This is a genomic window from Helicobacter saguini, assembly GCF_000762875.2.
Taxonomy (GTDB): Bacteria; Campylobacterota; Campylobacteria; order Campylobacterales; family Helicobacteraceae; genus Helicobacter_A; species Helicobacter_A saguini.
The window spans coordinates 23,871-36,362 of record NZ_JRMP02000009.1; the positions used below are offsets into that span (position 1 = coordinate 23,871).

12 protein-coding genes and 2 pseudogenes are annotated in these 12,492 nt (G+C 35.2%); 6 read left to right on the forward strand and 8 right to left on the reverse strand.

Features of this window, described 5'->3' with window-relative positions; all coding sequences use genetic code 11:
* Window positions 1–6: 6 nt before the first annotated feature.
* Both LS64_RS06625 and thyX read right to left on the reverse strand, forming a co-directional pair.
* On the reverse strand, window positions 7–1,638 hold the full coding sequence (locus LS64_RS06625; protein WP_034572400.1) for a GspE/PulE family protein: 1,632 nt from the start codon (window positions 1,636–1,638) through the stop codon (window positions 7–9).
* Window positions 1,635–2,441 carry an FAD-dependent thymidylate synthase gene (gene thyX / locus LS64_RS06630; protein WP_052062773.1) on the reverse strand — a complete coding sequence of 269 codons (807 nt, stop codon included), beginning with the start codon at window positions 2,439–2,441 and terminating at the stop codon, window positions 1,635–1,637. The genes LS64_RS06625 and thyX overlap by 4 nt, the downstream gene beginning before the upstream one ends.
* Before the next feature lie 154 nt (window positions 2,442–2,595).
* On the opposite strand from thyX, the gene LS64_RS06635 reads away from it, so the two are divergent.
* Window positions 2,596–2,922, forward strand: coding sequence for a hypothetical protein (locus tag LS64_RS06635; RefSeq protein WP_034572402.1), 327 nt, complete (start codon window positions 2,596–2,598; stop codon window positions 2,920–2,922).
* Window positions 2,923–2,983: 61 nt separating this feature from the next.
* On the opposite strand, the gene rny is transcribed toward LS64_RS06635, so the two are convergent.
* The 5 genes from rny to LS64_RS06660 form a co-directional block, all read right to left on the reverse strand.
* A complete protein-coding gene (gene rny / locus LS64_RS06640) occupies window positions 2,984–4,549 on the reverse strand; it encodes a ribonuclease Y (protein ID WP_081948338.1) in 1,566 nt (521 codons plus the stop codon).
* 43 nt (window positions 4,550–4,592) lie between these two features.
* Window positions 4,593–5,774 (reverse strand): 5-formyltetrahydrofolate cyclo-ligase, encoded by a 1,182-nt coding sequence (locus LS64_RS12785; protein ID WP_052062529.1) that lies wholly within the window; start codon window positions 5,772–5,774, stop codon window positions 4,593–4,595.
* Window positions 5,775–5,845: 71 nt separating this feature from the next.
* Window positions 5,846–6,130 carry an HP0495 family protein gene (locus LS64_RS06650; RefSeq protein WP_034572405.1) on the reverse strand — a complete coding sequence of 95 codons (285 nt, stop codon included), beginning with the start codon at window positions 6,128–6,130 and terminating at the stop codon, window positions 5,846–5,848.
* 27 nt (window positions 6,131–6,157) lie between these two features.
* On the reverse strand, window positions 6,158–6,832 hold the full coding sequence (locus tag LS64_RS06655; protein ID WP_138127285.1) for a hypothetical protein: 675 nt from the start codon (window positions 6,830–6,832) through the stop codon (window positions 6,158–6,160).
* Between the two features lie 3 nt (window positions 6,833–6,835).
* A complete protein-coding gene (locus LS64_RS06660; RefSeq protein ID WP_160659292.1) occupies window positions 6,836–7,474 on the reverse strand; it encodes a cyclic pyranopterin monophosphate synthase MoaC in 639 nt (212 codons plus the stop codon).
* A gap of 178 nt (window positions 7,475–7,652) precedes the next feature.
* Here LS64_RS06660 and LS64_RS06665 point away from each other — a divergent pair, with 178 nt between their 5' ends.
* The 3 genes from LS64_RS06665 (at window position 7,653) to LS64_RS06675 (ending at window position 9,824) form a co-directional block, all read left to right on the forward strand.
* Complete coding sequence (locus LS64_RS06665) at window positions 7,653–7,943, forward strand: DUF2018 family protein (RefSeq protein ID WP_034572410.1); 291 nt, start codon at window positions 7,653–7,655, stop codon at window positions 7,941–7,943.
* A gap of 30 nt (window positions 7,944–7,973) precedes the next feature.
* Window positions 7,974–8,681: an imidazole glycerol phosphate synthase subunit HisH gene (gene hisH, locus LS64_RS06670; RefSeq protein ID WP_034572413.1), complete on the forward strand. Its 708-nt coding sequence runs from the start codon at window positions 7,974–7,976 to the stop codon at window positions 8,679–8,681.
* A 66-nt stretch (window positions 8,682–8,747) separates the two neighbouring features.
* The gene (locus LS64_RS06675; RefSeq protein ID WP_118949134.1) at window positions 8,748–9,824 is read left to right on the forward strand and encodes an LptF/LptG family permease; all 1,077 of its coding nucleotides are present in this window, start codon (window positions 8,748–8,750) and stop codon (window positions 9,822–9,824) included.
* 19 nt (window positions 9,825–9,843) lie between these two features.
* On the opposite strand, the gene LS64_RS06680 is transcribed toward LS64_RS06675, so the two are convergent.
* Window positions 9,844–10,698 (reverse strand): TIGR02757 family protein, encoded by an 855-nt coding sequence (locus LS64_RS06680; protein ID WP_081948340.1) that lies wholly within the window; start codon window positions 10,696–10,698, stop codon window positions 9,844–9,846.
* A 185-nt stretch (window positions 10,699–10,883) separates the two neighbouring features.
* Here LS64_RS06680 and LS64_RS13960 point away from each other — a divergent pair.
* Window positions 10,884–11,480 (forward strand): annotated as a pseudogene (locus LS64_RS13960) (saccharopine dehydrogenase family protein); the annotation flags it as partial.
* 306 nt (window positions 11,481–11,786) lie between these two features.
* A pseudogene (locus LS64_RS13965) lies at window positions 11,787–12,236 on the forward strand (saccharopine dehydrogenase family protein); the annotation flags it as partial.
* Between the last annotated feature and the right edge of the window lie 256 nt (window positions 12,237–12,492).

The window sequence follows — 12,492 nt, forward strand, 5'->3', positions numbered from 1 at the left end:
TTCCTTTCACAGCAGTGTTTCTTCATAAGGGATGATGCCCTGTGTGTAGAGTGCGTTTGCTTGTTCTTGCAGGGATTGTGAGAAATATGCCTTTTTGTTTTTAGAATCTAAAATTGTGCTAATTTCTTTAAAGTCGTTATAATCGCATAAAAGTGCGTTATTTGTGTTTCTAAAATCAAGCATTTCTTGTATTAATTTTCTTTCGCCAAAGCCCTGAAAATAACATTTATTGCAACCTTTTGCGACAAATTTTCCATCAATTTTTTCCTTGCAAAAAGGACACAAAGTTTTTAACAATCGCTGCGAAATCACGCATTTTAACACAGATTCTAATAAGCCCTTTTGCGCGTTTAAATCAAGCATTCTTGAGATGCTAGAAATGCAGTCACTTGCGTGAATGCTGGCTAAAACTAAGTGTCCGCTAAGGGCTGCTTTTAGGCTTAAATCAAGCGTTTCGTCATCTCTTATTTCACCTATCATTATGACATCGCCATCTTGACGAAGGACGTATTTTAGGGCATTTGCAAATGTTAGATTTTCATTTCTATTCACTTGTGATTGTGCTACTCCTGCTATTTCTTGCTCGATTGGGTCTTCGATGCTTAGAATTTTTTTACTACCATTATTTAGATGTCGCAAACAAGCGTAAAGTAGCGTAGTTTTGGCACTATTTGTCGGTCCGCTAATGATTATTAGCCCACTTTTTGCTAGTAAGTTAGTTTTTAGTAACTTAAGGTGATTTTCAATCATATTAAGATTTTTAAAAGTATGGAATCTTTGCTTATTTGCAGGGATTCTAAGCACTAAGGACTCGCCATTTAGCGTGGGTAAAAAGGAGATTCTAATATCATTTTTAAAATAAGATTCTTTATTAGAATTTGGTATTTTTTCATATTTAAAATGCCCATCTTGTGGTATTTGCTTATCATTAATATCGATTTTACAAAGTAATTTCAGCTTTTTTGATAGTTTATGAAAAAGATTGTCATGTATATTTAAAAAATGCAATAAATTCCCATTTATGCGAAATAAACAAGTAGCGTTTTGCTCGTATTTTAGGGTATTTGATGTGTTTTTATCAAGGATTAAATGAATATCACTTGCGTTAAATTTTTGTGCTAAAACAAACAAAGATTCTAAGAAATTTTCATCTAATTCGTTATTTTCAGCCATTTTTTGCATTTGTATAACATTATTTATTTCACTTAAAAAGCTTTTTCTTGCTATAAAAAAGTGAATTTCTTTGGCATAATGTTCTCGCAGTTTCATGGCAATATTATTACGAAAATTAGAACTAAATGGCTCAAAAGATATAACACACATAATTTTTTTAGAATCTATAATATCTTCAAAAATAACACTTGGCAAAAAATCCTGTTTGCATCGCATACACGCATACATCACGTTAATGCTATCATCGATAAATGCGAGATTAAAAGGGGTTAAATCTTGCTTTATTATATAATTTTCAAAATATGGATGAGATTCTAAAAAATTAGAAAAAATGATACTTTTTTGCTTAAAAATATCAAAAAGGCTATCTAAAAATATTTTCTTATCATCATCATTTAATGTAGTAAAAAATTTTTTAGAATCTAGGTAGGGATTTGCCCTTATTTTTTCTATAAAAAGTTTCATTTTTTAGACTTTTGTGGGGAATTAGATTCTATATTTTTATTAGAAATATTAGAATCTAAAGGCTCTAAAAATTCTAAAAATAGATATTTATGCTCATTTGGCAGGGCATTAAAAATGTTATGGGCTAAGATTCTAATCTCATGCAAAGCCCTTTTATTGCTTCTTAGTGATAAAAAATTTTGCAAGCTTCGCGCGTTTATACTCCACACAAGACGGCTCTTGTAGCACTCTGGCAAGGCGTATTTTGCAATGTCTTGTTTGATACCACTTTGCAGTAAGATTCTAAGGTTTTCTAGGGCTTGTAAATTGTATAAATTTACGCTTTCATTTTGGCTTAAAATGATGTATTTTGCGGCACGTTTCAAGGCGTTTTTAAGGCTTTCGCTTTGGGCAAAATCTAGGTTAGATTCTATGATTTTTTCTAGGCTTAAATTTTCGGCATTTTTTAGGGTAGATTCAGTTATAGAATCTAGAACTTTTTGAATTTTTTTTATAGAATCTAAATTGATAAATTCGCTCTCATTTTTTAGCTCTTTTAGCGTGTATCGCGTGCTTTTCACGCTTAGACTTGCCATTCTGTGACGGGCTAGCTCTTGCAAGCAAGCCCGAGATATTCCTATTATTTCAAAATTATAGTAAAGGTGCTCTAGCGTTGATTTGTGCTTATTTATATTGCCGATTCGATGTATCAAATCGCGGTCAAGCTCGCCCCCGCAGTCACTTTTAGCGTGTGAATCCCAGCAAGTGCGAATGGCGCGCGAACACACAAAAAGTGGGGTAAAATGCAGCAATTCAACACTCATTTGATTATCATAAAGATTAGATTCTAAGCTAGATTCCATAAAATACCTTTAAAAATCATAATAAATTCATAAAAAAGTTGTATTATATCATTCTTGTTTGAAGTTTAGAATCTTTGCTTAAATAAAGTTAAAAAATAAAAAAAGGAGCGTTAAAATGGTATTTTTATACATTATTTTGCTTGTTGGGATTGCGTTTTTGATTTTGGAGCGACAGCGATTTTTTGCTAAAAAAGATTCTAATGAAAATCTAAATAATACGCAACATTTAGAATCTAATTCACAAAGTTATCAAAATCATAATAATTCTACTAAAAAAGATGGATTTTTTGGAATTTTTAGTGGCAATTATTTTCAACGAGATGAGTTTAAAAACAACAATTCTACAAACCTAATCCCTTGTGAATCTTGCGGAAAATATGTCCCACAAGATGAAATCACAAAAAAGGACAACAAAAATGTGTGTAAAGAATGCGCGAAATAAGGAAAAGTGTTTGCAAATAAACCAAAAAAAGTTAAATATTAAAATAATAGATTTAGAAAATCTATGCCATTTGGACAGCTCTAAGTTCGCGGATTACATTCACCTTTATTTCGCCTGGATATTGCAGCTTTGCCTTTATATCATTTGCGATTTCACGCGCCAAAACTGAAGTTTCGTAGTCATTCAAAAGGTCTGCTCTAACGATTACGCGCAATTCGCGTCCCGCATACACCGCGTAAGCCTGCCGCACGCCAAATTTTTCCATTGCGATTTTTTCCAAATCTTGCACGCGGTTTATGTAGTTTTCTAGCACTTCATGCCTTGCCCCCGGTCGCGCCGCACTAAGTACATCTGCCGTGCATACCGCGCTACACTCCACACTCAAGCTCTCTTCGTGTCCGTGATGTGCTTTTATCGCGTTGATTACGACTGGATGCTCGTTGTATCGTTCGCACACTTCCACGCCTAAATCGACATGGCTTCCCCCTAGCTCATCAGTTAGCGCCTTCCCTATGTCATGCAGTAGCCCTGCACGCCTTGCTAAAGTGTAGTCGCCGCCTAGCTCACTTGCAATCACTCCGGCTATCCTTGATACTTCTAGCGAATGCCCTAAAGCATTTTGCCCAAAACTAGCACGATAACGCAAACGCCCCACTAGCTTTTTAAGCTCATCGTGCATAAAGCCTAGCCCCAAATCCGCCACGATAGAATCTCCCTCGCTTAAGATTTGCTCCTCAAACTGATTTTTGACCTTTTCATAAATTTCCTCGATTTTGCCCGGCTGAATGCGCCCATCCTCTACCAACATCTCAAGCGTCTTAGTCGCAATGGCGCGGCGATACAGATTAAACGAACTCAAAATTATCGCATTTGGCGTATCATCAATTATGATATTGACCCCAGTCAAAGTCTCAAAACTGCGGATATTACGCCCTTCCTTACCTATAATGCGCCCTTTAATCTCATCATTTGGCAAATTCACCATATTTATTAGTCGCTCACTGGCAAACTCGCCGGCAAATCGTGTCGTGGCTTGTGCTATAATGTAGTTTGCCTTACCCTTTGCCTCTGCCTTTGCCTCCGCCTCATAACGCCTTATCATACTCGCCTTTTGCTTTGCTAAGTCCTCTTCTAAGTGATTTAGCAGTAGCTTTTTGCCCTCTTCTCTTGTGAGTGCGGTGTAGTTGCTTAACGCATCGATTAGATTCTCACGCTCTAGTTTGCACTGCTCTAAGATTCTATCTTGCTCCTCTTTTTGCCGCAGGATTTGCACCTTTGCCTCCTGCATTAGATTTGCCTCTTTTTGCCGCTCTTTGAGCTTTCTATCAAGGTCTTTTTGCAGGTTGTTGTATTTGCGTTTTAGCTCTTTTGTGTCGCTCTCAAAGTTAGATTCTAGCTCTTTTTTTCGCCGCTTTAAATCGCTTAAAAAGTCCTCTTCTTGCGCCTTTAGCTTTTTGTGGCGATTATTTAGTAGCTGGTCTATTTCGCTCTCCAAAACCTTAATTTTTGCGTTACTATTATTCACATCGTTTAGAATCTTGGCATAGCTGACCTTTCGCATAAAAAAAAGTGTCGCAATTATCGCTGTTATCGCACTTAGCGTGCTATAAATCACAATCATATTCATTTTTTTGTCTCTTTTTTTATCTCACATTTTATCGTAAAAAGTTCTATTTTTTGAAACTTTTATCATTAAAATTTCTCTTAAACACACTCAAATATATCTTAGATTCTATATCGTGGGCATCACAGATTTGCTCTTTTGTTGCTTGTTTAACGCGGCTAACAAATATGCTTTGTGGCTTAATCTTGCTTTTAGCATAGAATCTATCATACATTCCCTTACCAAAACCTATTCTTTTAAAAACTTTTCCCTTTTTGTAGTTATAATTTATAGAATATAAATTGCTAAAAGTTATATTTTTCATAGTATTTAGATTAGTAAAAGTTGCGATTTGTTTAGAATCTAATTTAGATTCTATATTTTTAGAATCTTTTTTGATTTTAGATTCTGGCGTTTTAGATTCTAAGTTTTGTGAAATTCTAGATTCTATAACTTTTTTAGAATTTTGGTAATTAGATTCTATAATCTCGCTTTTAAAATACTTAGAATCTTTAGAATCTAAATCTTTAAACCCTTGCAAATTTTCTAACTTAGATTCTATAAAATTAGCTTTTTTGTAATCTTTATTAGAATCTAAATTCGCTAAAATTTTAGAATCTGTTTTGACAAAATTTGCGTTATTTATAGAATCTTTTTTTATAAAATCCATTTTCGCAAAATCATTTTTAGAATCTAAATTTATAGAATCCGCACGATTTTTAGAATCTATTTTAGAATCTAAATTTACAAAATCTAAAACCCTTTTATCCTTTACAACGCAAACCCCTAAAACTGGGATAATCGCAACATTTATAACTATATTATTATGATTTTTATAACCTTCTGGCTCTTTAATATTAAAACTATTTTTACTCAAAGGTAACCTAAATTTTACTATATTAATTGCAAAATTTTTCACTTTTGGCACAAAAATATTGTATTTTTTAATCCGCCGTAGCATATTTGTAACATAATTCATACTAACTTCAAAATTTAGAGCATTATATAGCAAAATATTATAGAATCTAGAATTATTCTCCCTATATCGCAAATCCTTACCATTATAATATTTATAACTTTTTGGCTTTTTATAACTTAAAACAAGCTTTAAAATCTGCTTTTGCACCAAAACATCCCGCACACAACCCCCCCTTTCCACCCCCTTTCCACCAACCTTTTTAGTTTCAAACCTTTTAGTAAAATTAATTGCCTCCCTTTTACACTCCGCCCGAAACTCACCCTTTGTCACTTTCTATCCTTTTAAGTTATATAACTAAGCTTTGAGTATTTTAGGGGTGCAAAACAAGAAATATTTAGAATCTAAATCACCATCACAATGCCCTGCTGCTCGACTAATCCATTAAAATATTTTAGCCGCTCTTCGTTATTTTCGACATTTATACTGCAATTTATCGCGACATATTTGTGATTTTTGCTGTGATGCTCAATGGGCGAAATCTCGACATTTTTATCGCCAAAAACATTTTTCAAAGCCGCATTCACATGGTCTTTATGCAGCCCGATAACGCGATAGCTCCACTTGCAAGGGTAGTCAATCTGGGGCTTTATGTCAATCTCTAAATCCGTGTGTTTGTGTCCGTGCATGGTTATCCTTTGTATTTTTTTAGCAAATTATACTAAAAATGTTGAAATATATTTGTCTAAGCCGAAATTTTGTAGCAATTTTAGGACGATTAAAGCGGAAATCGCACTCAAGATTCCATTTAAAATCGCACTTAAGATTCTATAAAACGCCGCATTTGTAAGCAAAGTTGTTTTTTTATTTTGAATGTTAGAATCTGTTTTAGATTCTATATTTTTAGAATCTTGCAAATTAGATTCTATAAATTCTTTTGAATTTTTACCCACAAAAACTTGCGAATTTTGAAACTTATTAAAATCATAGAATCTTCCTATAAAACTAGGCTTAAAATAATCATAGATTCTAATAAAAACTAACGCCAAAATGCTTAACACAACAAACTTTTGCCACTCATTTGTATTAATTATACTAGAGCAAAATGTAGCAATTACACATTGATATAAAATTGATAAAAAGTTAGAATCTTTAGAACTTTTAACGCCGCTAGATTCTAAACCAGCATTAGAATCTTTAACACTATTAGAATCCTTAGAATTATTAGAATCTAAAACACCAAATTCTATAACTTTAGAATCCATTTTCTTAAAAGCAAAAACCGCGACAAATAACGCAAACAAAAAAGCAGTTTCAAGATTAAACCTGCCGATAAAAAAAATAACAATAAAGCAAACCACGCCAACTAGCACATTTAAAATAAAGCCCATGCCCTACTCACTTATATCAAGCTTAGATTCTATAACTTCCGCGTTTCGCGTATTTAGCATATTTATAAGGCTTAGATGCACGGCGTTTAGGGCGTTTAGCGCCTCTATATCAGGTCGCACACGCGAGAGCGTTTTCACACTCACAAGGGTTATAAAGCCGCATTTTGCATTCGCACTTTTCTTAGCGTGATTTAGATGATGGATTTGCGCACTCTCTTTCTCATTAAAGCGTCTTTTTGCTTCTTTTAATTTGCTAATACTGATAATTTCATTGCTATTTTGGCTATTTTCGGCTACTTTACTCGCAGCCATTTCAGCCTTTTTGGACGAAAATTTAAACTTTTTTGGCTTGAAACTAGGCAAAAACTCGCCCTTATCAATCTCACTAGCGCGCAAAATATTATCACTAGGCGTAATGTCAATCTCAATGTTATAAATCTCTAAAGCATGGCAAAGTGGGAACATATCAGCCGTGCGTTTCGCCGCGTTAATACCGATAATCACGGCACTCTGCAGTATAGAATCTTTTTGCAAACTACTATTAAAATCATAATAAACCTTGCTAGGCACTATCATAATGCCACGCGCCAAACTCTCAAATTCCTGCAACTTTTTCTTAGAAATATCTTTTAAAAATATCATTTTTCCCAACTTTTTTGAATTTAAATTATAGAATACAAACAAGAATTTTACCATATATTTTAAATGTTATATATCTTGAAGTAGCTAAACTAAAATATTTTGAAAAAATATGTAGACATATTTTATGATATAATCACAGGGCATTGAGAATATCTTAACTTTATAAAAAGGAGCAAAAATGTGGGAAAATCCATTAGATAGCATGGAAATATTTGCTGGTAGCCCTGTAAGTAAGTGGAAAGAAATTATTTTTAATTCATCTAGGGGCTTGTCGGAAAGTGAATTAGAAAGGTTATTAGAGACTTTAGCTATGTATGAAATATTGTTAGAAGAAGATGATATTCAGGTAAATTTGCGTGATTTTTTTCAAAAATCTTTGAGCGATGATAATCTAAAAAGTAAGATAAATGAGCGTAAAAATAGTCTTGCTATAGAATCTATGAGTAAGATTTTGAGTGAAAATGAGTAAGCAAATCATATATTATTTTAAGGAAAAGTTTTGAATCTTGGAATTATCGATTATGGTGTGGGGAATATTGCAAATGTGATTCGTGCGTTTAATTCGCTTGAGATTAATAATTTAAATGTGCTTCGTTTGAAAGATTCTAAGGGCATAAAAGATTGCGATAAGCTCGTGCTGCCCGGCGTTGGTGCGTTTGGCGTGGCGATGGAAAATATCATTCAAAATGGCTTTTTAGATTCTATAAATGAGTTTGCAAAAAGTGGGAAATATATCTTAGGAATCTGTTTAGGGATGCAACTTTTGTTTGATAAAAGTTATGAATTTGGTAACTTTAAAGGCTTGGGATTAATTCAAGGTGAGGTGATAAAATTTGGCTTAGAATCTAATAAGCCAGAAAATGTAATTTATTTAGATTCTAATATTTCTAACAAAAATGCAGATTCAAAAGATTCTATAAAAATAGATTCTAAAAACGAGATTCTAAAAATCCCACACATCGGTTGGAATCTAAATAAAATAGAGCAGAGTAGTCCTATTTTTACGGATTTAAGCAAGGAGTTTTTTTTATATTTCGTGCATAGCTATCACGCTGTGTGCGATAAAAAATACATTTTAGCAAGCTGTGATTATGGCGTGAGTTTCCCTAGCATTGTGTGTAAAGATAACATTTTTGGCATTCAGCCACACCCTGAAAAAAGCCACAAAGATGGCTTAAAATTTTTAGAAAATTTTGTGAAATTATAAATTCGCAAAACATTCACACTTTTACTATAGAATCTCCCTTTAATCTCAAAGAGCAAAGTAGTAAAAATGTTTTTTTGGTTCGTGGCGGCGCGCTATTTAAAGCCCACATTTGTGATTTTACTAGCATTAGAATCTTTTTTCATCCTTGTAGATTCTATGCAGCACTTGGACTTGCTTAGCGGCTCGGCAAATATCGCGGTGCAATTCTTGGCATTCAACGCAATGTATGCCTTTAACTATGTCCTGCCACTCTCGCTCCTTTTAGGGCTAATCGTCTTTTACATCACGCTAATTAAGAGCAATCAATACATCGCGCTGCTCTCGCTTGGCTACTCAAAAAAGCAGATTTTTTTCCCGCCATTTTTGCTTATAAACTTGTCGATTTGTGGCTACGTGGGCTTGAATGCGACTGATTTTGCCTACGCGCAAGAAAGCGTTGAAAACATCATTTCGCGTAACACAAGCGGCGGGATAACTAGCGATTTATTTATCCGTTATGAGAATGACTATATTTATTTTAAAAAAGTGTATCCGCTGCTGCAAAAGGCTCAAGGCATCAAGGTTTATCACACTTTAAACACGGATAATGGCGAGAAAAAGCTAGTGTCTATTACGCGTGCAAATGAAGGGTTTTTTGAAAACAATGAGTGGATTTTACACGCTCCTGTGGTGGCTACTTTCCCTGCGGAATACACGCTTGGCGGGGCAGGGCTAAGCGTTGAAACTTTTGAAAAAATGAATATTTTAAAGGGTTTTAAGCCCAAAATCTTGGATACTTTTTATAAGAATAAGCCTTCAGTTTCGCTGCTTGATGCGATTTATTCCCTGCAGATTCTATGGAGTGAGAATGCCGATAGTAAGCGCACTCGTGGCATTATTTATGCACTAGGAATTGTGCCTTTTTTCATCTCAATGCTAGCTGTGATTATCGCGTATTACGCCCCGCCGCTTGCTCGCTATGGCAATCTTGCAATGCTAGGAATAACCTTTAGCGTGGTATCTTTGCTTGTGTGGGGCGTATTTTTCTCGCTCTCCAAACTTAACGCAAACGCCGTCTTTATCCCAGAAATTAGCCTACTTTTGCCTTTGTTTATCTTATTTGTAATCAGTTGCAGATACTACAAAAGGATAAATAGAATCTAGATTCTATAATACATAACTTTTATGCTAAAAACTTAGAAATATCGATATTTAGCTGACCTATGCGATAAAGGGCGAAGTCATATTTAACTGGGTCTTGAAAGTCAAATTTTTTAAGGTTTTGCGTGATTTCTTGCACCGCTTTCATATTATAAGATTTCACACTGCAAAGCCCTAGCTTTTTTGTGATATTAAAGGTGTGCGTATCAAGCGGCAGCAGCAAATCGCTTTTGCTAACATCGCTCCACACGCCAAAATCAAGGCTATCGCTGCGCACCATCCAACGCAAAAACATATTATAACGTTTAAGCGGCGAAGTGTTATTTTTGCTATCGCCAAAGAGAAATTTTAGCCCAGGGCTTTGCATTTTATAAGATTCCATAATGCTTGTGATTTCATTTTGCAAGGCTTTAATCCCGCAAATAACGCTATTGTTTTTTTTATATTCATTCACAAAAATATCTTTAATCCCGCCATTTTTTATTAGAATCTTTAGGATTTTAAAGGCATTTTTTGTATCAAGACGCGTTTGAAAACGATAATATGGAAAAGATTCTAAACTAGATTCTATAAAGTTAGAATTTTTAGAATCTAGCAAAAACTCAAATGGCATATTTTCTAAGTTTTTAACGATTAAATTAGCATTTCCATAAGCATACAACGCACAAAGTAACGCCATTTCATCAAAGTGTTTAAAATCCTTATTTTTATGAGCGACAATCAAGGGGTCAGCGTGAATTTGCAAAAAATCTTTCACATTAAAGTAAGAATATTGAGAATCTAAAAAGGCTTTTAACTCCTTAAAATTACCCTTAGATTCTATAGAATCTTTAGAATCTAAACCATAACTTTTAGCCTTTAAAGTTTTAGATTCCATAATTTTATCCTTGTAATAAATTCGCAAAATTATAACAAATTTTAGTAAAAATACAGGCTAGATTCTATAAAAAGCAACAAAAATAAAAATTACCAAAAAATGACTAATTAAAAAAACGCACAAACCTACTAAATCCGCAAATTTCTAATATAATTACAGAATCTATTTACAAAAAGGAATCAAAAATGGCGTGTGTATTGCAAATAGGAGCGGGCGGCGTAGGCGGCGTAGTAGCGCATAAAATGGCGAAAAATAGGGAAACTTTCACGCGTATCGTGTTAGCAAGTCGCACATTAGACAAATGCAAAAAAATCGCAGATTCAATTCGCGAAAAAGGCTTAGGCGAAATCGAAATAGACCAAGTCGATGCCGATAATGTCGATGATTTAGTCGCCCTAATCAACAAATACAAGCCAAAACTCCTAGTCAATGTCGCCCTGCCCTACCAAGATTTAAGCATAATGCACGCCTGCTTGCAAACTAGCACGCACTACCTAGATACCGCAAACTACGAGCATCCAGACTCCGCACATTTTGAGTATAAGGAGCAGTGGGCGTTTGATGCGAGATTCAAGCAGGCTGGGCTTTTTGCACTGCTTGGCAGTGGCTTTGACCCGGGCGTGACAAATGTATTTTGCGCTTACGCTCAAAAGCACTACTTTGATTCTATAGAATCTATTGATATTTTGGACTGCAATGCAGGCGACCACGGATACGCCTTTGCGACTAATTTTAATCCAGAAATAAACCTGCGTGAAGTAAGCTCTAAAGCGAGATTTTGGACTAGCGAAGCGGCTAATATAAAGGACACGAGTTTAGAATCTAATCTTAAACTTAACCCTGATTTGCAAGAAGATTCTATATATCGTAAGTTTGAGCGAGCTGAAAAACATTGGACACAAGAAGTGCGTAATAAGTTGAATAAGCAAAGTGCTTTAGATGAGAAATCGGGGTTGCGAAGCCTTGAGCAAGGAGATAGAACTAAGACGTTCATCGACGAAGCGAAAGGCGATCTCCCCGATTTATCGCTAAAGAACGAAGCTTATTGTAACGGAGAATGGAGAGACGTAGCACCCCTTGCGTTAATGAAAGAGTGGGACTACACCGAAGTGGGCGTGAAAAATAGCTACCTGCTTTACCACGAGGAGCTAGAATCTATCGTGCGAAATATCAAGGGACTGCGTAAAATCCGCTTTTTTATGACCTTTGGCGAGAGTTATTTGACGCATATGAAAGTGCTTGAAAATGTCGGTTTGTTAAGAATTGATGAAGTTTTGCATAAGGATAAAAAAATCGTGCCTATTGAGGTGCTAAAAACGTTGCTGCCAGACCCTGCAAGTTTGGCGTCCCGCACAAAAGGCAAGACGCATATCGGCTGCTTTATCCGCGGCTATAAAGATGGCAAGTTACGCACGATTTATATTTATAATATTTGCGACCACGAAGAGTGCTATAAGGAAGTGAATGCGCAAGGTGTTAGCTATACCACAGGCGTGCCAGCGATGATAGGCGCGAAGCTAATCGTGGAAAACAAATGGGGCGTAGGATGTGCTAAAAACACTTCGCTTTTATCTAACGGAGATTCTATAGAATCTTTTAACGCCGCACGAGTGGCTTTAAATAAAGATATGCCCCGCGGTGGGGAAAATCAAGGAATAGATTCTAATCATGGGAGTGGTGTGTGGAATATGGAGCAAAACGACCCAGACCTTTTTATGAGCGAACTAAACAAACAAGGCTTACCTTACGTAGTCCTAGATGTCTTTAGTCCAGGCAACTTCAAAGTGCTAGAAG